The 20,555-nt window shown below is 38.4% G+C and carries 17 protein-coding genes and 1 tRNA gene; 6 read left to right on the plus strand and 12 right to left on the minus strand.

Annotation, left to right across the window (positions count from 1 at the left end; genetic code table 11):
• The 4 genes from cls to FAZ15_RS18950 all read right to left on the minus strand — a co-directional run bounded on the left by cls (window position 1) and on the right by FAZ15_RS18950 (window position 6,935).
• Complete coding sequence (cls, locus tag FAZ15_RS18935; RefSeq protein WP_136902885.1) at window positions 1–1,494, minus strand: cardiolipin synthase; 1,494 nt, start codon at window positions 1,492–1,494, stop codon at window positions 1–3.
• A 60-nt stretch (window positions 1,495–1,554) separates the two neighbouring features.
• Entirely contained in the window at window positions 1,555–2,904 is a 1,350-nt protein-coding gene (locus FAZ15_RS18940; protein ID WP_136902886.1) for a dihydrolipoamide acetyltransferase family protein, read from the minus strand.
• A 108-nt stretch (window positions 2,905–3,012) separates the two neighbouring features.
• Window positions 3,013–4,263 carry a competence/damage-inducible protein A gene (locus FAZ15_RS18945; RefSeq protein WP_136902887.1) on the minus strand — a complete coding sequence of 417 codons (1,251 nt, stop codon included), beginning with the start codon at window positions 4,261–4,263 and terminating at the stop codon, window positions 3,013–3,015.
• A gap of 23 nt (window positions 4,264–4,286) precedes the next feature.
• Window positions 4,287–6,935: a putative LPS assembly protein LptD gene (locus FAZ15_RS18950; protein ID WP_238387318.1), complete on the minus strand. Its 2,649-nt coding sequence runs from the start codon at window positions 6,933–6,935 to the stop codon at window positions 4,287–4,289.
• A 168-nt stretch (window positions 6,936–7,103) separates the two neighbouring features.
• On the opposite strand from FAZ15_RS18950, the gene FAZ15_RS18955 reads away from it, so the two are divergent.
• From FAZ15_RS18955 to FAZ15_RS18965, 3 genes are all read left to right on the plus strand, one after another.
• Window positions 7,104–7,958, plus strand: a complete 855-nt coding sequence (locus FAZ15_RS18955; protein ID WP_136902888.1) for an N-acetylmuramoyl-L-alanine amidase family protein — start codon at window positions 7,104–7,106, stop codon at window positions 7,956–7,958.
• 128 nt (window positions 7,959–8,086) lie between these two features.
• A complete protein-coding gene (locus FAZ15_RS18960) occupies window positions 8,087–8,881 on the plus strand; it encodes an N-acetylmuramoyl-L-alanine amidase family protein (RefSeq protein ID WP_136902991.1) in 795 nt (264 codons plus the stop codon).
• Between the two features lie 55 nt (window positions 8,882–8,936).
• Complete coding sequence (locus tag FAZ15_RS18965; RefSeq protein WP_136902889.1) at window positions 8,937–9,884, plus strand: MlaD family protein; 948 nt, start codon at window positions 8,937–8,939, stop codon at window positions 9,882–9,884.
• A 57-nt stretch (window positions 9,885–9,941) separates the two neighbouring features.
• Here the strand turns inward: FAZ15_RS18965 and FAZ15_RS18970 are convergent, their stop codons facing one another.
• The 5 genes from FAZ15_RS18970 to FAZ15_RS18990 all read right to left on the minus strand — a co-directional run bounded on the left by FAZ15_RS18970 (window position 9,942) and on the right by FAZ15_RS18990 (window position 15,127).
• Complete coding sequence (locus FAZ15_RS18970; protein ID WP_238387319.1) at window positions 9,942–12,041, minus strand: S9 family peptidase; 2,100 nt, start codon at window positions 12,039–12,041, stop codon at window positions 9,942–9,944.
• A 129-nt stretch (window positions 12,042–12,170) separates the two neighbouring features.
• Window positions 12,171–13,661 (minus strand): cell envelope integrity protein CreD, encoded by a 1,491-nt coding sequence (creD, locus tag FAZ15_RS18975; RefSeq protein WP_238387320.1) that lies wholly within the window; start codon window positions 13,659–13,661, stop codon window positions 12,171–12,173.
• 6 nt (window positions 13,662–13,667) lie between these two features.
• Window positions 13,668–14,132 (minus strand): Coq4 family protein, encoded by a 465-nt coding sequence (locus FAZ15_RS18980; protein ID WP_162305011.1) that lies wholly within the window; start codon window positions 14,130–14,132, stop codon window positions 13,668–13,670.
• Window positions 14,133–14,207: 75 nt separating this feature from the next.
• Window positions 14,208–14,510, minus strand: coding sequence for a winged helix-turn-helix domain-containing protein (locus FAZ15_RS18985; protein ID WP_136902891.1), 303 nt, complete (start codon window positions 14,508–14,510; stop codon window positions 14,208–14,210).
• Complete coding sequence (locus FAZ15_RS18990; RefSeq protein ID WP_136902892.1) at window positions 14,510–15,127, minus strand: hypothetical protein; 618 nt, start codon at window positions 15,125–15,127, stop codon at window positions 14,510–14,512. Before FAZ15_RS18990 ends, FAZ15_RS18985 begins: the two co-directional genes overlap by 1 nt.
• Before the next feature lie 149 nt (window positions 15,128–15,276).
• Here FAZ15_RS18990 and FAZ15_RS18995 point away from each other — a divergent pair.
• From FAZ15_RS18995 to FAZ15_RS19005, 3 genes are all read left to right on the plus strand, one after another.
• Window positions 15,277–15,358 (plus strand) — tRNA-Leu (locus FAZ15_RS18995).
• A gap of 74 nt (window positions 15,359–15,432) precedes the next feature.
• On the plus strand, window positions 15,433–16,764 hold the full coding sequence (locus tag FAZ15_RS19000) for a trigger factor (RefSeq protein WP_136902893.1): 1,332 nt from the start codon (window positions 15,433–15,435) through the stop codon (window positions 16,762–16,764).
• 71 nt (window positions 16,765–16,835) lie between these two features.
• On the plus strand, window positions 16,836–17,417 hold the full coding sequence (locus FAZ15_RS19005) for a GNAT family N-acetyltransferase (RefSeq protein WP_136902894.1): 582 nt from the start codon (window positions 16,836–16,838) through the stop codon (window positions 17,415–17,417).
• Here the strand turns inward: FAZ15_RS19005 and FAZ15_RS19010 are convergent.
• The 3 genes from FAZ15_RS19010 to FAZ15_RS19020 all read right to left on the minus strand — a co-directional run bounded on the left by FAZ15_RS19010 (window position 17,392) and on the right by FAZ15_RS19020 (window position 20,534).
• Window positions 17,392–18,843 (minus strand): DUF3943 domain-containing protein, encoded by a 1,452-nt coding sequence (locus FAZ15_RS19010; RefSeq protein ID WP_162305012.1) that lies wholly within the window; start codon window positions 18,841–18,843, stop codon window positions 17,392–17,394. The two genes, FAZ15_RS19005 and FAZ15_RS19010, sit on opposite strands and share 26 nt — an antisense overlap.
• A 326-nt stretch (window positions 18,844–19,169) precedes the next feature.
• Window positions 19,170–19,883, minus strand: a complete 714-nt coding sequence (locus FAZ15_RS19015) for a pirin family protein (RefSeq protein WP_136902896.1) — start codon at window positions 19,881–19,883, stop codon at window positions 19,170–19,172.
• A gap of 78 nt (window positions 19,884–19,961) precedes the next feature.
• On the minus strand, window positions 19,962–20,534 hold the full coding sequence (locus FAZ15_RS19020; protein ID WP_136902897.1) for a Crp/Fnr family transcriptional regulator: 573 nt from the start codon (window positions 20,532–20,534) through the stop codon (window positions 19,962–19,964).
• Between the last annotated feature and the right edge of the window lie 21 nt (window positions 20,535–20,555).

Raw genomic sequence — 20,555 nt, forward strand, 5'->3', positions numbered from 1 at the left:
CTACAAGACGGGTGCGAGAAGTCTACAGATAGAGTCTATTCCTCGTTTCCATTTAAGTCGCGATTGCCACACCTCTAAAGTCAATAAATCGCACTCCAGTTTGTCGATTTCAAATTGTCGCTCCATTTCGGAACATAAATTTTGATCCGACACTGCCGCTGCGACCTCGTAATTAATATAAAAACTGCGTATATCTAGATTTACCGTCCCGACAAAAGCCAACTTTCCGTCAACAGTAATTGTTTTCGCGTGCAAAAACCCTTTGTTATACAGATAAACTTTTACGCCACGTTCCAACAACGGTTTCAAAAAAGAAAACGAAGCGTGATGAACCAGATAGGAGTCCGATTTCGCGGGGATCATTAATTCAACCTTAACTCCAGACGAAGCTGCGATCATTAATACAGAAGCCAACTCATCACTCGGTATATAATAAGGGGTGCACAGTTGTATTTTTGTATTCGCCTCGCCCAAGGCAATAAGGATTGCCTCCATATTGAACGGTCCTTTAGAAGCAGGATCACTCGACACAAATGCGACAGCTGCATTAGCTTTGGTATCTCTAGATTGTCTGAGTTCTTTTAGATAACCTTTTTCCAGCATAAATGGTTCACCATCCGCCTGATTCCACGAATGCCAAAAGCCGACTTGTAACATGTTGATTGCCGCCCCCTCAATACGTATCGAAGTATCTCGCCAATATACAGCATTGTTTTTTTTTGGATCATTGATATATCTATCCGAAATATTAATCCCACCAATAAATCCAACCTCACCATCTATTACCGCTATCTTTCTATGGTTTCGATAATTACTGTTTGCTAAAGAAGAGAAGGTAACCGGCAAAAAATCTTTAAATTGGATATTCGATTTGACACGTTCCATGTATCGAACCAAAGCAGGGGAGCCAAAACTGTCTACAATAAGTCTAACAGCAATACCCTCATTTGCCTTACTCTCTAAAATATTTAAAATCTGAAGTCCTATATTATCTGTTTCGAAGATATAATATTCCAAATGAATGGAATGTTTCGCCGCAGTAAGCGCTTCGATAAGATATTTAAATTTTTCCTCCCCATTTACTAACAATTTCACATCATTATTCATTGTGGGCGACGACAGTCTTTCATTCTTTAGAAAAGTAAAAACCCGAGAAAGATCACCTATGTCGCCACGAATATCATGGATAAGTTCTTCCATTATTGGGTCCAAACGCTCCCATTCCTTCTTTAACCGTACTGCTTGTCGCTGATTAACCCGTTGCATCTTTTTTACTTTGGAGAATTTTTGTCCAAAAAAATAATACAGTAAGAGGCCTATAACAGGTAAAAATACAATTACGAGAACCCAAGCCATTGTCTTGCTCGGGTTTCTATTTTCAATTAAGAGTGTACTAATTACACCAATATATAACAACATTGCGGGTAACCAATACCATTCCTGTAGTATATGAAAAAGTTCCTGTATTTTTTCCGTCAGTACGATATTTTGCATATTTAGCGATTGACTTGGTCAATAATAAAAGCTTCCAGGCATGGAAGCTTTTATATGATTTTAAATCGTTCTGTCAGAATCCCAACTCTCTAAATAATCAGCGACCCTTTTTATAAATGTACCGCCTAATGCTCCATCTATAACCCTATGGTCATAGGACATCGTAATGTACATCATATGCCTTATGGCGATTACATCGCCATGTTCCGTTTCCAATACGGCAGGTTTCTTCTTTATCGTACCCACGGCTAAAATTGCGGCTTGGGGCTGATTAATAATAGGCATTCCAAAAATATTTCCAAATGCACCAATATTTGTAAATGTAAATGTACCTCCTTGTGTATCGTCTGGCTTGAGTTCGTTAGCGCGGGCTCTATTAGCCAGATCATTTACTGATCGGCTCAATCCTACCAGACTCAATTGGTCCGCATCTTTTATAACAGGGACAATCAAATTGCCCGTTGGCAGCGCTGCGGCCATTCCGATGTTAATATGTTTACGTTTAATAATATTATATCCATCGACCGACACATTTACCATCGGAAAATCTTTCAATGCTTTACTTATCGCTTCGATAATCAGAGGAGTAAATGTAATATTCTCTCCTTCGCGTTTCTTAAATAGATCTTTTACTTTATTTCTCCAGTTGACAAGATTGGTAACGTCTGCTTCTACCACTGAAAAAACGTGTGGAGACGTTTTCACACTGTTTACCATATGATCAGAAATCAATCTACGCATTCTATCCATCTCGATGATTTCATCCCCATTCATACTTTTCACTACCTGAACTGGTGTTGATGCGTTTGCGTCTGAACTACGGGGTTGAATTACCGACTCTCCTGAGGCGGTATTAGCAGATGATTGACTTGAATTTGAATCTCCCTTAGCTGCTATATAATCCAGTACATCCTGCTTGGTAACACGGCCATCAGAACCGGATCCTAAAATCCTATCCAATTCGTCCTGTGCGATCCCTTCTTCCTGTGCAATACTTTTTACCAAAGGGGAGTAAAATCTATTTTCATTCGTTATAGTCGTCTGTACGGTATCTTGACTAGGAAGTGCTTTATTTTCCATTTCCAATGCATCTAAACCCGGTGCTACAACTTCGAACTTTTCTTCTGGTACTTCAGCTTGCCTTTCTACTTCTTCAACACCACTTTCACCTTCCACTTCCAGAATTGCAATCACTGCGCCTACTTGTACAACCTCTCCTTCTCGAAAAAGAATTTCTTTCAGTTTACCAGCCACAGGCGACGGAACATCAGAATCAACCTTGTCAGTAGCGATTTCCACTACCGCCTCGTCTTCTTGAACAGTATCTCCTACAGATTTCAACCAATTTGTTAAAGTTGCTTCAGAAACACTCTCCCCCATTTTTGGAAGCACTAGCTTATATATTCCCATATTGATTTCGTCTTTAAAACCCCTAAATTAAATATTTATGAGTAATATATCTACAAACAAAAATTAAATATTTAGAATTCAATAAAATTCAAAATATAATTTCAATATCTAGACCAATTCCTTTACATACAAATTCCATAACAAAACTAGCGCCTGCATCGTGCTTCTTTCTATATTTATTTGCCGACTATTGTTAAACTGAAATTTCTTTGTGACGATTTCATTTTTCCCAGCCACTGCTATCCAAACCGTACCGACAGGCTTTTCTGGAGTCCCTCCGGTAGGCCCAGCGATACCGCTGGTGGCTACTCCATATTCCGCACCGCTTACGCGTTGTACGCCTTTGGCCATTTCAATAACAGTCTGCTCACTTACTGCTCCAAATTCGTCAAGCGTATTTTCCCTGACTCCCAATACCCCTTGTTTGATAGGATTTGCGTAAGCAACTATCCCACAATCAAACACCTTACTTGCTCCTGCGTATTTGGTCAAATTACTCGCAATGGTACCACCAGTGCAACTCTCTGCAAATGCAATTTTCAAATGGGATTCACTAAAATTTTTGATGATCGCCTCTTCTAAAGAAATATCTTCTTTAGCTACTACGTATTTTTTTAATCTTTCCGAAATGCGATTTGCAAAGTTTTCCGTCTCGGTTTCTAATAAATTCACATCTGTTCCCCTAGCAGAAAGTCGCAATCTCACTAATCCAATTTTGGGTAAATAAGCTAATTTAATATAATGAGGCAACGATGCTTCAATATCGGCGATTTGTTCCGCCAAAAAAGACTCTCCTAATCCTGCGGTAAGAATATGGCTGTGATAAACATGTACGTTGCTTCGCATAGCCATCAATCTTGGCATTACCCGCTTTTCCATTAAAAACTTCATTTCAAAAGGAACTCCGGGTAAAAAAGCGAAACGGTTGTTGTCCCTTTCTATCCACATACCCGGAGCGGTGCCGACATCATTAAATAAAACCTCAGCACATTCCAACACATCGGCTTGTGCATAGTTGGATATTGGCATCTCGCCACGACCCATACGTACAAAGAGTTGTTTGACATGATCAAGCACGTGCTGATTTCGAATGAATGGGGACTTGAAAAATTGTGAAATTGTATCTTTGGTTACATCGTCTTTTGTGGGGCCTAAACCACCCGTTACAATCACTATGTCAGAACGTGAAGAAGCTTCCAACAGTGCTTTTGAAATATCTTCTCGACGATCAGCTATTGAGGTAATGCAGCGGATAGCAATATCTGCCTCTCCAAGATACTGGGCAATCCACGCGGAATTGGTATCCACAATTTGACCAAGTAAAATTTCGTCTCCTATGGTTATGATTTCAGCGTTCATAGCACATAGTTACCAAAAAAATATTAATAATTATAATGGCTGTTGCGCTTCGTTAATTTAAGATCTTGCAGTATGCTTGCTTTAGCCCGAATGGTTACGTTATAACTTTGATATCGGCCAAAAGGTACCCAGCCAAAGGACATATCCCAACAATGAAGATCACGATAAATAGAAAAACGTGTTAGAGAAACCTCCTTTTGTCTAAAATCATACCCACTATTGAATTGTATTTTCCATTTCGGTGTTACATTAAAATCACCGTGCAGATTTACCGTAGCGGTATAGTCACCGGTTTCTTTACGCTCCACCGCATCAAAACGGCGGGAATACTGAAAACTGAAGGATCCAGCTAAATTCCAGGGAATATTAAAATCTACAAATGCATTGGGATCCGTACTAATTCTAGCCAAAGCGTCAGCCTGCTCTTGGGTCATAGCTGGCATATTATTTCGAAGGGAATCAATATTATCACTCCTGCTTTTTGACGCATCGGGATTAAAAGTATAGTCAAAAGACAAACCAAAATTGGTAAGACGTGCGAGTTTACCGTCCTCAATAGCAAATCGGTTGTAACGTTGTCCGCGATCGTCGAGCTGATACGGGTCAAATGATCCGTTAAAATTCAAGTTTATTTTCTGATTAAATAAAGAGGTTCTTCCTGAAAAACTGATCGTCGAAAGTTTCAAGGAATCGGCCGCAAAATTGTAGTTCCCGCTGAATGTCAACCCCTGTATAATTGGGACTTTCTTAACCCCTTTACCCGTCGTATCATTCTGTGTTCTAACTTTTGCTTCAATATTATTATCTACAGAGAACCCTATTCCTGCCGATTGTCCCGAAGAAGGAGAACCATAAATTCCACCTTCAAAAATGGAATAGTCTCTTAATCTACCACTCTCATCAATATAAGACTTATAAAAACCATACATTGGATTAGAAAAATCTGGGCGATAGTTAAAATTTACAGATGGTGTTACCACATGACGTATGGCTTCGACTTTGCCAATTTGGGGATACCTACCATATATTTTGGTAGAGAGTCCACTCGAAAAAGAGTAATCATATGCCCTTCTAAATCCTTGAATTGTATCTCTTACCGTTTCAAAGCCGTTAATCGTATTTTCTGAACGATTACGAATAGATTGAAGATACCATCTTTCCGTGTAGTTCATCGACGTATTAAATTGGAAGTATTTAAACGCATTCAAACTCAAACTCACGGGTACACTATGTTGAAACCCATTTGTAAAACGTTGTAAGGATTCTTTCTTAAACAACGTGGAATCTCCCGTAGAAATAGTATTCCTCCCCTGCAAACTATATCCAACTGTAATACGTTGGTACCACTTCTGTTCACCTACACGATCTTTAGAATCGAATGGATTAAAAGTGGCCACATTTAAACTAAAAGTAGGTAATTCTAAATCCACTTTACCGGAAGTCATATCTTGGCGATGGCTCAAACTGGAGGTAAAGTTCACCTTACCATCTGCAAAAACCCTCCCATAACTGATCGAAGAAGACATGTTATTGCGGGTCAGCTGATCATAGTCATACGTGCTATTTGCTCCTGTGTTTTGAAAATATGAACCTGTACCAAAATTAACGGACGCTGAAAAAGAAGTTCCGGGATTGGCTTCTTGACGCTGCGTATGGTTCCAGGTTACGTTAAAATCCTTATTGGTCCCATAGTTATCTGCACCTTCAACTCCTGTCTTTGTCCACGCGTAGCGAAGATTAAAACCACCACTATATTTATAATTCACCATATAGTTGGTGCGCATAGAAGCCTCCCAAGATCCTTTAGAATAAAAGCTTCCTCTAAACTCGGTATCCCAATAATCATTAAATGTTAAATACCAACCTAGGTCACGTAGCGCGAATCCTCTCGCAGCATCCTCACCAAAAGAAGGAAATAAAAATCCGGAAGATTTTTTGTCCTGCTTTGGAAAAAAACCAAACGGGATTGCTATAAATTTAATGGGGATGCCCTGTACAACCAAATAAGACGGCCCGGCTATAATCTGCTTGTCGAGAATTAGACCTTTGCTGATATGAATACCAAAGTGGGTATGAGGTTCGGGAAGATCACAAGTGCTATATAAGCCATGGTAGATAGACATCTCGTCGTACATATTTTTACGAACCGCACGTGCCTGAATAAAACCGCCATCCACCTCTGTCATGACGCCAAAGGTTTTGCCTTCCTGTGTTTTATAATTATATGTTAAAGAATCAACAGCCTTGGGGGTATCATTTGGAAACAAAACCACAGGCCTGCCTACATACTTACTATTGTGATCCGTTACACCACTTGCATATAGCAGGTTATTATTTCGATCTAAACGGATATAATCCGCAGACAGTTCAAAGTCTTGATATTTTACTTTTGCACCCTTATATAAATGAACAATATTTTTGCTGACCTCATTCCAAGAGGAGTCATTCGCCACGATAGTCACTACAGTTTCCAATCCACTTTCGTCCTTCATAACGACAGTATCTTTACCAGAAGAAGTGCGCAAGTGATTTTTACTAGTATCCTGCACAATTAAACTTGTATCTTGCACGTTGTTGTTGGTGGTGTCTGGTGTTACAACTTGTCCGATAACGGAAGAAGACCCCAACAAAAGGAACAGAAAAGAAAATAAAATACAAGTTAACGCCTTCAAAATGAATTACGAATATTATTTTTGTGGTAAATTTAAACTGTTGTTGGCAAAATTAGTCAAAAAACAATTAGAAAAAACTAGTATTTTTCGCATGTTCCATTATTCAATTTATCGTTGTCACACAGCATCAATGAAAGTACAACGACAAATTTGTAAAATATTATACAGATGAAGTTTATAAATAATGTTAAAAAATTAAGTTTAGCCGTAACACTCTGTTTTATAACCCTCATTTTTACAGCTTTTCATCCCAATAAAAGCGACATCGACCCTCCAAAAGCGAGCTTCACTGTAGTAATAGATCCCGGCCATGGTGGAAATAAACCCGGTGCAAGAGGTAGACAATCGGCTGAAAAAGACATCGTATTAGATGTATCCAAGAAACTAAAAAAAATGTTAGAAGACAGCATCCCCGATGTACAGGTTATCTTGACCCGTTCCACGGATGTCGACGTGGAATTTTACAAGAGGACGGATATTGCGAATAAAAGCCACGCGGATATTTTTATATCCATTCATGCTAATTCCGCTGATCGGGATATTCGAGTAAAGAATAGACAGGGACGATACGTCAATTCCGTAAAACGGAATCCGGGAGTTAAAGGCACCGAAACATTGGTATTGGGTTTCCATCGAATCAATGAACAAGATGTAGCCATCCGTGAAAATGCAGATATATTATTAGAAGACAACTATGAAGAAAATTATCATGGTTTCGATCCCAAAGATCCCTCCAGTTACATTGTATTTAAGCTGATGAAAAGACAATTTAGGGATCAGAGCATTAAATTGGCTTCGCTTATGCAGCACGAATATAGCAAATCCTCTCGTGGCAATCGGGGTGTTAAAGAACAGGGCCTCGCTGTTTTGGCCAAAGCAGGGATGCCCGCAGTCCTAACAGAAATCGGATTCATAAGTAGTCCGGAAGAAGAAGCTTATATGCTGTCGCAAAATGGACAACAGGAAATCGTGACGAACCTTTTTCAGGCGATCAAAACATTCAAAACTGCAAATAAAAAATAACAATCTTATTTCCTCGCCGGGGAAATAGCTAAATAATACCAACATTGGAAAACTATAAAAGAAAATATATAGCGCATTCAGCAGGCACTGCCATACTACTATCCGTATTCATCTTGGTCACCGCGTGGATGCCCAGCAGACACTCCGAGCCTATTTCATCGGGAGGTATGGAATATAAAATGAAAACCATTGTGCTTGATGCCGGCCACGGCGGTCACGATCCGGGTGCAGTTGGTAGAAAATCAAAAGAGAAAGACATTGCCCTGCAAGTAGTACTAAAGCTTGGAAAGCGAATAGAAGAAGGCTTGCCCGGTGTAAAAGTTATCTACACCCGTACGACAGATGTGTATCCCAAACTATACGAACGTCCGGCATTGGCTAATAAACATAAGGCAGATTTATTTATTTCTGTGCATTGTAATTCCGGAGGAGCAACTACCCGCAGAGTCAAAAATTCAAAAGGCCGATACGTGACAACATCTGTATTGAACACTTCCGCAAAGGGAACGGAAACACTGGTATGTGGTTTCAACAGAATGGATCAGCAAGATGTGGCTATCCGCGAAAATGCCTCTATCTTATCCGAAGAAAATTATCAGGACAACTATAATGGATTCGACCCCAATGATCCGTCCAGTTATATCGTGTTCAAATTGATGAAAAGACAATTTCGAGATCAAAGCATTAAATTGGCTACGTATATGCAAAATGAATTTTCAAGTTCGTCGCGTACCAACCGTGGTGTGAAAGAACAGGGGCTTGCCGTATTAGCTACAGCCGGTATGCCAGCAGTATTAACGGAGATCGGTTTTATCAGCAATCCAAGTGAAGAAGAATTCATGATGTCATCCGCCGGACAACAAGAAATTGTCGAAAATCTTTTTAATGCTATTAAAACTTACAAAACATCCGTTGAAAAATAAATAATTTACTATTTTCGTATACTGACGTATTTAGAGTTCCCTAAAACATATCATTTTGAAAATATCAAACGAAACAAAAGTAGGTGCCCTTACAGCAATAGCGATTGCTATTTTATTCATTGGATATAGTTTTCTCAAAGGAAATGATGTTTTCAGCAGTGAAAACACCTTTTATACTGACTATGACAATGTAGATGGGCTGACGGTATCCAAGCCTGTCATGGTAAATGGATATCAGATCGGTCGTGTTTCCAAAATGAACCTGTTGAATAATGGCAAAATAAGAACAGAATTCAAAATCAACGACGACTATGATATTCCATCCAATACGGTAGCACGTATTATAAGTGCTGATTTGTTGGGAAGCAAGGCTATTGTTTTCGATCTGGGAAATAGTAAGACATTCGCAAAAAGTGGGGATCCTCTCCTTTCCGATGTGCAAGCCAATTTGATGGAGAAGGTGGAACCACTTCAAAAGAAAATCGAAAATTTAGTCGTCAAACTGGATTCGGTGTTATCAGCAGTCAATACCGCGTTGGATGATGAATTTCAACGGGATTTCAAAAGTAGCCTGAGCAGTATTTCCATCTCGTTGAATAATATGGAAAAAATCACGAATGAAGTAGAAGGACTAATGGGCTCCGAACGGATTAGGTTGGCTAAAATCATGCAAAATCTGGAGTCGATAACAGGAAACTTCAAAAACAATAACCGCAAGATCAATTCGATATTATCCAATCTGGACAACTTTTCTGACGATTTAGCGAAGACCGAAATCAAAGCTACTATCGATAATGCAAATAAGGCAATGAAAGATGTGCAAGCTATAACGGACAAGATTAATAACGGAGAAGGTTCAATTGGTTTATTGGTCAACGACGACCAACTGTACAACAATCTAAATAATGCTTCCGAAAACTTAGATCAGTTGGTTGAAGATGTTAAAAATAATCCGGGCAAGTACCTGAAGATTTCAATCTTTGGTAAAAAGGATACAAAATAATAAAAAAGAATCCCGATTGGAATATTCCAATCGGGATTCTTTTTTATTATAATATTTTTACAGCGTTTCTTTCAACCATCCGAAAAATTCACGTTGCCATACCTGTGCATTATGACCCGAAAGAACCCAGTGATTTTCTTCAGGCAAATAGACTAGTCTACTTTTAATATCTTTCAATCTTGCCGCCTGAAAAGCTTCCAAACCTTGTCCGATCGGAACACGATAATCCTTTCCTCCCTGAAAAATTAATATTGGCGTATCCCATTTATCTACATGATTGATAGGATTAAACACCGTATATGTTTTCTCATTTGCTTTATCCCAGTATGGCCCGCCTAGATCATGGTTAGCAAAAAAAAGTTCTTCTGTAGTACCGTACCAAGAAGTCATATCAAACAATCCGCAATGCGAAATAAACGATTTGAAACGTCCCTCATGTACACCTGCTAGCATAAATACCGAATAGCCTCCATAACTCGCTCCCACTGCGCCTATACGTTCGTTATCTACATAAGGTTCTTTTGCCAGATCGTCAATCGCCGATAGGTAATCACGAATAGATTGCCCACCCCAATCTTTGCTGATATCTTCATTCCATTTCACCCCCCAACCTGGCATACCCCGACGATTAGGCGCAATAACAATGTATCCCTGTGAAGCCATTAGTTGAAAATTCCAACGGAAAGAGTACGATTGTGTTGTTGCGGATTGAGGTCCTCCCTGACAAAACAATAGCGTAGGGTATTTCTTAGTAGGATCGAAATCCGGAGGATAAATAACCCAAGAAAACAGGTCTTGTCCGTCCGAAGCTTTTGTGAACCGGCCTTCCACTTTCGTAGGAGCAATTTGTGCATAAGCTTCATCGTTCACTTTCGTGATCGGATTCAATTTTTTAGATTTAAGATGATACAGATATACTTCCGTTGCTTGCGTCAACGTAGTAGACGTAACCACTAAGCCCTCCTTTGTTTCTCCTACAATTCCTGTAATATCAAACTGTCCCTCTGATATCTGTTGAATCTTAGGAAGCGCTCTATTTTTAAGGTTAACCGGAATTTCTACTTCAAACAATTGTACCGCACCTTTTACGGGTGCAATAAAATAAATCCTACGATTATCTTTACTCCATGCAAACGAATTGATGGTTCCGTCCCAATGTGCGGTCAAATTCAACTTGATATCCATAGCAGCATCCCAAAGGACAATATCATTCTTATCTGCCTCGTATCCATCCGTTTTCATGCTCAGCCAAGCCAACATCCGTCCGTCTGCGTTATACATCGGATTGGTATCGTAGCCGTTCATTCCTTCAGTAAGGTTTGTTGTCCTTTTCGAAATTAGATCGTAACGATAGATATCGGTGTTTGTACTTTGTGCATAATCCTTTCCGAATTTCTTTTTGCATACATATAAAACCGACTTTCCGTCGGGCGACCATGCGAAATCTTCGGCTCCTCCAAACGGAGCCTGTGGACTGTAATAAGGTTCTTCCGCCAACAAGTCTATGGCTTCAACAACCTTGCCCTGATCGTAACTCGCGACAAAAGGGTGATTGAAACGGCCATCATTGAATGAATCCCAATGCCTATAGTCCAAATCATCATAGATATACACATTCGATTTAGACAAATCTGTATATTTGTCTACACTGTGATTCTTATTTACTAGCACTGATTTACTGAAAAGGATGTGCTTCCCATCAGGTGAAAACTTCACATTCTCCAATCCACCTTCAACATCCGTTAATTGCTTTGCGTTACCTCCCTTTATATTTTTACGCCACAATTGACCTTTGTAGGAGTAAATTGCATCACCATTGTCTTCTATATGTAACAGCGATTCTCCACCAGCTTCGGAAGTAAATTGAATGGGAGTACCACCTTTTACCGACACAATGAAAAGATTCTTCTCCGATTTATTTTCATCAAAATTGTAGTTTGAAACGCCATAAATCAGCTGTGTTCCATCGGGGGTTAATCCCTCGGCGGACACCCGCCCCAGTTTCCACAATTTTTCAGGGCTCATGACTTCTTTACCAAAACTTTGCATCCTATGGGTAATAAGGGATTTGTCAATTATTTTTTCCGGGGCACGTTGCGCAAAAGTTGATGAACTCAACAGCAGGGCAATTGCCAGAATAAAACTTTTTCTCATCATAACCATTTTTTTGAAGCCGCAAGATAACAAAAACCGTTGGTTTTTATTAAAATCATCTATACCTCCTCTGCATGATCCACAAAGCAGTCAAGTACATTTTTATATAACACCAATTCGTACCCATCACATTTACTTTCGATCAAATTGATACCAATTTATTCGGGTTGACACACGCATCAATACCGCGAGAATAATGAATACACCAATAGTTCCTACAATTAAAGAGTAGTCTCGTAGTTGCATTAAAACAAATATAAATCCGTAAAATAAGCTCAGAATTCCCGTGAAAAGCAATGCTATTTTTAGATCTTTTGTTATCGACTTAATAAAAGAAGCAATCAATCCAACTGTGGCAACAGCAGCCAAAACATAAGCGGTATTAAAATTTAAATATTCAGAAATCGCTAACAATAGAGAATAGAATAATACCATAGCCACACCAATTAAAATATATTGGATAATATGGATGCGCTGTTTTTTAATAATTTCCGTAAAGAATAAGGATGCAAAAGTGAGGATGATAACTAATATACCATATTTAGCAACCCGCGTAGTCTTCTGATAGTTATTTACTTCAGGTAAAAAATTAATCTGTACCATATCCGCATCGTTTGATTTTATAAAAGACGACGGAGTATTTACAGATGGATTTATTTCGGTCGATACATCGTCCTGAGCGAAATATCTATTTTCAGTTAAATCGATGCCCGAAAAAGAATACAAGCGACCAGGATTCCCCTCCCATTGCGCAGGCAGACTTCTGCTGAAACTTGGTATTTCCCAAGTCGCCTGAAAGTGATCAGCTTCTACATTCCGATCCTCGGGCAAATATCCGCCGTTAAAACTCGGATTATTCCATTTGCCTGCGACAGAAATAGAAGTTTGATTCGCTATCGGAAAATAATTCAACGATTTGGAACCTCTCAAATTCATTTTTATTGAAAAAGACTTCTTCGTATCCATTATTGAGAATAGCGAAACATTAGCCACCAGATTGCTTTCAAAGAGTTGCAACGTTTTTTCGAACGTCCCTATTTCCATTATAGTGGTATCCCAGGTTAATGTTGGAGAACTCAGCAGCCCCTTGAGATCACGGATACCAAAAACTAGCTTTGCGTCGTTCCAGCGCACATTCGCAAGGTCCGTTCCCAGTTTCTCCTGTTCCAATCCTGAAAAATCTCCTTCCATTTCAATCTGAGCATTATACACAACAGATTGATAGATCCCTCTTTTCAAATATTCAGGGGTTACATTCGTCTTGATGTTTACTTGATTCGGCAATAAAAATAACCAATCCTGCTGTATACTTCTTATGATATTATCTTTACCTTTTTCGTCTCTCTCCGTAGTTTCCCGTACATAATCATAAGGTATAGCAAGTACCGGACTCGAAATAACTTGTTCTCTTCCCCATTTGGAAGAAATTTCTGCGGTGACATCTTGCTCCCTATATTTCCTTTCTCTAATGAGATCATCTACCAACGACATTGGTAAAAGTAACAGTAGAATGAGAAAGAAAATAACGCCCAGTTTCATGAGAACAGAATTAAATACCCTTTCCCAAAACGAAAGTTCATTTGGAGGTAATTGCGGAGGCATGTTGTGTGATGTAGTTTCCATATTAATTTATTTTATTGTAATTAAGTTCGTTTTTAACGTCAAAGAAGCGCGCAGATCGTCAACAGAACGATACAGAAGCACTTTAAATTCGATCTCGTGAAAAGAAGCCATGTTTCTTCCCTTTTTAAAGGCCTGCATGTAAGAAGAAAAATATTCCGGGAAAATGAATCCACCAATAAAAATCATTGCAAACAAGTATAGACTCAATTTTCCGTTGCCCAACAAAAGATATTGCATCGCAATCTCGTCTTGAATTTTCGTGTCCGTATCAGTAAGGATATGAAATACATCGTGATTTTCTAACTTAGGCATCACATCAAAACCATTGCGCGAATAAAAATCACCAAGCGCTTTACCCAACGTGCCCTCTGGATAAGACAAGAACTCTATTTTAGTTATCCCCCACGCTTTCTTATTGATTTTAAACGTATTGGCATACACTCGTGACGACCATCCATATAAATGTAACATAAATTTCAAACGCAAACCTCGCATATATTAGTAATTTAAAAGAACTTTGAATTTCAAAGTGTATAGTTAAAAAAATTATTTGTATTGTTGTTTGATTAAATTTTCTAAAGCTTTTAAGTGGTTTTCAAAAGATCGTTGTCCTTTCTCCGTCCTGCGGTAACGCGTATTGGGTTTTCGATCAACGAAACTTTTGAATACGGTTAAATACCCTTCTTTCTCCAAACTTTTCAGATTAGAAGCTAGATTTCCATCGGTAACATCCAAGAGCTCCTTCAGGGAATTGAAGTCGTATTCCTCATTTGCGACCAATACGCTCATGATCTGAAGACGTATCCTATTCTCCAATACTTTGTCATATAATGAAAAATCCAAGCTCACTATTCGTATCTTTTATAGACAATCAAACCATAAATAATATGTAACACGCCGAATCCGAGAGCCCAAAACCATAATCCATAACCTGGAAAACAAAGTGCAAGAAGACCCAATATGATTTCAAAAATACCGAGCCATTTAACCTCCCTAAATGTATAGGTGCTTGCAGCAGTTAATGCTAATCCATAGAAAATCAACAAGGAAGATGCTATTAATCCGTAATATCCTCTAGCAAATATAATCAGTGAAAACACCCCACCCGTTATCAGCGGAACAGCAACTGCAAATAACAAAGAGCGGCTCGTAGCATTCCAAATCGACTGATTTATTCGCTTAGCCTTACGTTTAGCCATCAATATACCTGTAACAATAGAAATCAGTAAAACAAATAACGCAATCAGGAGTAGTTTAAATATAATGATTTCGTCGGTAACAAAGTAATCGCGATATCCAAATTGGCTTTTAAAACCATATACTGTTATGTAACTTAATGCAGCTCCAATTAAAGCATAAGTGCCAATGAGTACGCCTGATAAGCCGCTAATAGAAATGAATTTGCTCGATTTTTCCATAATTGAGCGAATTTGTCCTATTTCTTTTATAATGTCCTGTTGATTCATAAAAGTACTTTGTTTTCCAAAGTAAAAGAATAATAATGACTTACACAACAGAAATTTAATTTTTTATTTTTTTCTGAAAAATAATCAAAAAAAGACTTGACAGATATAGTAAACGTTTCTATCTTTGTGGCACAAAAGAAATCCTAACTGCGGAAGTGGCGTAATTGGTAGCCGCACCAGACTTAGGATCTGGCGCCGCAAGGCGTGGGGGTTCGAGTCCCTTCTTCCGCACTTGATATCCTCCCGAACACAAAGACATCGGGAGGATTTTTTATTATAATGCGAAAAATAACGCTAAGAAGAGTATGAATATTTCACACCAAAAAATTGATGACATCAACGCTAACATTATAGTTGAGTTAACGCCAGAAGATTATAACCCCACGGTTGACAAAGCCATCAAAGATCAAGCAAAAAAAGCAAAATTACCTGGATTCCGCCCTGGATTGGTACCAACTGGTCATATTAGACGTACCTTTGGTAAATCCATTTTATTTGATGAGGTCAATCGCATTATCAATGATAAAATCTCTGAATATATCGGTGAACAAAAGTTAGAAGTATTAGGCCAACCTCTTCCAAAAGAAGAAGCTGACGTGACTTATAACTGGGATTTTAAAGATACATTCAAGTTCAACTATGAAATCGGCTTAGCACCGGAATTTGATGTCCCTTTTACAGCAGAAACTGAATTTATAGAATACGATATCAAAGCTGACGACGCTACCTTGCAAGAGCGTATTAAAAACTTACGCCGTAGCTATGGTAAAATGACCAATCCTGAAGTTTCTGAAGAGGGTGACGTCTTATACGCTGCTTTAAAACAAGATAAAGAAGAAGGAATTGAAAAAACAACTTCTATCCGTACGGACATTATCGAAGATGCAAAGATCAAAAAATCACTAGTGGGTCTTAAAAAAGAAGATACGGTAAAGATCGATGTAAAAAAAGCATTTAAGGTAGCTGACTTAGCACGTATCTTGGATGTAACAGAAGAAGAAGCGGAGAATCTAGATGTAACGAAATTTGAACTGACCGTTCAAAACATCAACCGTCTTGAAGAATCTGATTTAAATCAAGAATTCTTTGATAAATTATTCCCTGCTGGCGAAGTGACTACAGAAGAACAATTTAATGCGAAGGTTACAGAAGAAGTAGAAAACTTATTCAAACAAAATTCAGCACAGAAGTTACGTAATGATATGTATACTTTTGGAATGGATAAAGCAGATACTAAATTTCCGGAAACGTTCTTAAAAAAATGGCTAAAAGCAACTAATCCAAATCTTTCTGAGCAAGAAATTGAAGAAGGCTTTGCTGATTTTATAAGCAATTTGAAATGGACTATCATCGAAAATCGCGTAGTAACAGCCAATAATCTTGAAGTAAAATACGACGAAGTTGTTAATTTGGCTAAAGAACGCATCTATGCGCAAATAAAAATGTACAACATGAACGAAGAACCCACTGATGAACAATTAGGTCAGTTCGCGCTTCAATTATTATCGGATAGAGAACAAGCAAATCGTTTATTTGAAGAAGTAAAAGCCTTAAAGGTATTCGATAAGTTGAAATCAACAGTTAAAATCAAATCGAAAAAAATCGATTACGATAAATTTGAGAAGCTAGACAAATAACCGAATTTTATTTCGACGCCATATAAAAGAGGTTAACAGTCAATGTTGACCTCTTTTTTTTAGAAAACCTTATGACCATCCGAAACGCAAGACCTCAGGACGCAGATGCAATATCCCAGCTTATGTTATTAGCGATGGAAGAAATCATCTACGACTTCATTTGTCAGAGAAATAAGCAAGAAGCGTTGAATTTCTTAGCGTATTTCATCAGATTAGAATCTAATCAATATTCCTATCAGAACATTCTAGTAGTGGAAGATGCTAATGTTATAATTGCTCAAGTATGTTTGTATCCAGGAAAAGATCTGCTCGCTCTCAGGAAACCTATTATAGCTTATCTCCTTGAAAATTATGGACACAATTTAAAACCTGAAAATGAAACACAAGAAGGTGAAATCTATTTGGATACTCTCGCTGTATCAACACTTGAGCAAGGGAAAGGAATAGGAAAAATCTTATTACAATTTGTAATAGACAAGTATGTTTACATCGAAAAACAACGATTAGGATTATTAGTTGATAAAATCAATCCAAATGCAAAGTCTCTTTACCTCAAATTAGGGTTCGAGGTACAAACTAATCTGTTAATATTTGGAAAGGAGATGGAGCACTTACAGGTAATACCTACTAAAACTGAATATTATAACCAATAGAAACTCGACCAAATGGGAATTCACGATGAAAATCATCATATTGAGGGTCATCAAAATTCCCTTGTAATGAGAAATATCCTGAACTGGCATTCAATGAGAACCTTTTAAAAAGCCGAAGACTAGCTTCTATTGTGCCAGCATGCAAAATATAATGCGAATCATTACCGCTAATTGTAAAGAAAACCCCTCCGTTATAGTCCGCAGTCAACATCAACCGATTTAACACACTCAATTCACCACGATAACGATAACTTAAGCCTGATCCGTAGTTGTAATTACGACTTGCGCCATAAAGCAGGTAAGGATCTGGGACAGCAGCTAAAACCACAGCACCAGCACCAGCGCTCATATTGAGTCTGTTGTTTTTCTTATAGCGGAATTCAGAGACCCAGTTATAATTAATACTTTGAGCTCCATAAAAGAAGGCATCATTATTATAGAAATCATAATGTGCATTTAATGTTCCAAAATGACTACTTTTTCTACTTTTAAAAAATTCCGCACCATACAACAGCGCATGGACATTTACCGCATTAATAAACGTGCTATCTCCATCCCCTACTTCAAAGTTGACATAAAATTGATCAAAAGGTCTTTTATAATTGTGGGCTCCGTTACTGTACTTGAAACGTAACCGGGCATAAAATGTATTTTTCCCTTCTGTTAAAAAATCGCCTTCCTTGGCATCGTACCGCCGTACACCGGCATCTACTTCAGCACTGATAATCGAGGAGTCAACCGAATTGTAATCATCTACTTTTCCCCATTTACCATCTAATAATCGATTAAGACCGTTCACAGGGTTGACAATCAAAGCGACAATTTCATTCCCGATTCGATTCCCATATTTCCCTCTCGCCAATATATTCCGCGAAACCCGATGCGTCATTTCTCCCAGAATTACGCCTCCGAAAGCTGTATTTACCAGATCATTAATGGAGGGGTGCTGCGTTTCACCTGCTGTTTCCCAAATATACGATCCCAGCACAGTGGCTGCACTTGATTGATAAAAGTTGTAGCCATTACTTCGAAAAGCATTAAAATACAACTGTCCGTGATAGGGATGATCGATTTGATTAGTCGTAAATTGATTGTCATCCCAGTCCCAGGCACTGATACGTTGGTGATCAATGAAATTTTGAAACGAAATATAAGAATATGGATCGCGTGTAATAAATCTGTTGAATGATGCCGGAACAGCTTGTGCTAAAAACCACTCAGTGCCAGCGCGCCAGAAATGTTTAGGACGAATGGGGTCTGTATTTTTAGCAAATGTATCACGAATAGAATAGTTTGTTGATACATTATTACGTTCCTGTATTTCATACGCATGCACCTTGTCTTTTAAATTACCGTATCGAATATTCCTGTTTTTTGGTTCCTGGTTCTTTATGCATAATATTTTATCACTGGATATAGAATCCACAGCGTGTTGGGCAAAAGATACGGATTGGCAGCAAAAAAAAATAAGTAACAACAATTTATCCACAATAAAAACGACGTTTAAGAAACAAAAATAGTATTTTACCCGAGCTTCTTATCACTAAACGACAAAACATATTATTAAGAAGGTGTCTAAAAGGTCGTTATCTACAAGAAAAACGCGTCATTGCGAGGAAGAATGACGACCGCGAAGCAGCTCCGAAGGAAACCAATCTGAGTTTTAACATCGTCAGATTGGTTCACCATCGTCCCTCCGGTTCGCAATGACGACGATGTTGTGCTTTTTAGACACCTTCTTCCAAATAAATTCTATTGAAGCATGGGAACTTCCATTATCAAAACAGAAGATTTGGTAGTAGCTTTAAAACGAACCTGTTGAACTTCCCAAATACCAAGTCCATCCCTTTTTCCCAGGTCTTCGTCGTTAACGGAGAGTTCTCCTTCGAGTACAAATACATATACTCCATTTTCAGGATTCTTTAACGTATAACTCATTTCGAATCCTTCGGTTAAATCAGCCAAATGAAACCAGGCATCTTGATGAATCCATACCCCCTCATCCTCTTTATTGGGGGACAATATTTGTTGAAATTTATTATAACACCCCTCAACTGAGATCGCCTGCTGATCGTATCTCGGTTTTACATTACGTTCATTGGGGAATAACCATATCTGTAAAAACTTAACTGCTTCATCAGCATTAGCATTGTATTCGCTATGCTGAATACCCGTTCCCGCGCTCATTACTTGAATCTCGCCTGTACGAATTATGCCTTTGTTACCAATACTGTCCTGATGCTGGAGCACACCTTCCAATGGTATGGAGATGATTTCCATGTTATCGTGCGGGTGCGCACCGAATCCATTTCCTCCAGACACATGATCATCATTTAAAACACGTAAAGCTCCAAAATGTACGCGATCTTGATCGTAATAACCACCAAAACTAAAACTATGGAAACTCTTCAACCACCCATGATCTGCATAGCCTCTGGTATCTGCCCTGTGAATTACTTTCTTCATACTATTCCTTTCAAATTGTTATAGACAAAAGTAAGGGAACTTAGAACCTTATTTCTTAACCTATATTAAGAAATCGATCTAACTCCTTTCACCCCGGAGTTTACTCAGAAATTCGGGTGTAATTCCGATATAAGAGGCAATTTGCTTCTGAGGCAATGTATTAATCAATGTAGGGTATAGATCGCAGAATTTTTGATAACGCACCTTCGCGGGAAGACTCAGGTAGTCCAACGTTCTATGGTTGCTACTGGCTAATGCATTTTCAGTTAATACTCGAAAATAACGTTCAAGTTTTGGAATTCGATCGAAAATTCGGAGTTGACAATCCCGGCTTAAAATCAATACCTTAGAATCCAATAAAGCATCGATGTTCAATTCACTGGGTGTTTGTTTCACAAAACTGTACATATCTGAAATCCACCAGTTCTCAGGAGCGAATTGTAAAATATGTTCGAATCCATTTTGGTCGATAGTATAAGAGCGTAAGCAGCCTTCTAATATAAAAGCGGAATACTGCGCTATTTCACCTGCCCTATGTACAAAATGCTTGCGTGGAACATCTTTCTCGCGAACCAGTTCTTTTACGATTTCGATCTCTTCTCCATTCAAAAGGCATATCCCATTAATATGAGAAATTAATTTATCAACCATACAAGCAAAATATCAATTTAC

Source organism: Sphingobacterium olei (genome assembly GCF_005048855.1).
GTDB lineage: Bacteria > Bacteroidota > Bacteroidia > Sphingobacteriales > Sphingobacteriaceae > Sphingobacterium > Sphingobacterium olei.

Excerpts from the sequence above, each read along its gene's own strand:
- FAZ15_RS18970 (WP_238387319.1), bottom strand. The coding sequence starts at position 12,041 with ATGATGAGAAAAAGTTTTATTCTGGCAATTGCCCTGCTGTTGAGTTCA.
- FAZ15_RS18940 (WP_136902886.1), bottom strand. The coding sequence starts at position 2,904 with ATGGGAATATATAAGCTAGTGCTTCCAAAAATGGGGGAGAGTGTTTCT.
- FAZ15_RS19015 (WP_136902896.1), bottom strand. The coding sequence starts at position 19,883 with ATGAAGAAAGTAATTCACAGGGCAGATACCAGAGGCTATGCAGATCAT.
- FAZ15_RS19020 (WP_136902897.1), bottom strand. The coding sequence starts at position 20,534 with ATGGTTGATAAATTAATTTCTCATATTAATGGGATATGCCTTTTGAAT.
- FAZ15_RS19000 (WP_136902893.1), top strand. The coding sequence starts at position 15,433 with ATGAATATTTCACACCAAAAAATTGATGACATCAACGCTAACATTATA.
- FAZ15_RS18990 (WP_136902892.1), bottom strand. The coding sequence starts at position 15,127 with ATGAATCAACAGGACATTATAAAAGAAATAGGACAAATTCGCTCAATT.
- cls (WP_136902885.1), bottom strand. The coding sequence starts at position 1,494 with ATGCAAAATATCGTACTGACGGAAAAAATACAGGAACTTTTTCATATA.
- FAZ15_RS18960 (WP_136902991.1), top strand. The coding sequence starts at position 8,087 with ATGCCCAGCAGACACTCCGAGCCTATTTCATCGGGAGGTATGGAATAT.
- FAZ15_RS18980 (WP_162305011.1), bottom strand. The coding sequence starts at position 14,132 with ATGTTACATTTATATGGATGGTCGTCACGAGTGTATGCCAATACGTTT.
- FAZ15_RS19005 (WP_136902894.1), top strand. The coding sequence starts at position 16,836 with ATGACCATCCGAAACGCAAGACCTCAGGACGCAGATGCAATATCCCAG.
- FAZ15_RS18945 (WP_136902887.1), bottom strand. The coding sequence starts at position 4,263 with ATGAACGCTGAAATCATAACCATAGGAGACGAAATTTTACTTGGTCAA.
- FAZ15_RS18955 (WP_136902888.1), top strand. The coding sequence starts at position 7,104 with ATGAAGTTTATAAATAATGTTAAAAAATTAAGTTTAGCCGTAACACTC.
- creD (WP_238387320.1), bottom strand. The coding sequence starts at position 13,661 with ATGGAAACTACATCACACAACATGCCTCCGCAATTACCTCCAAATGAA.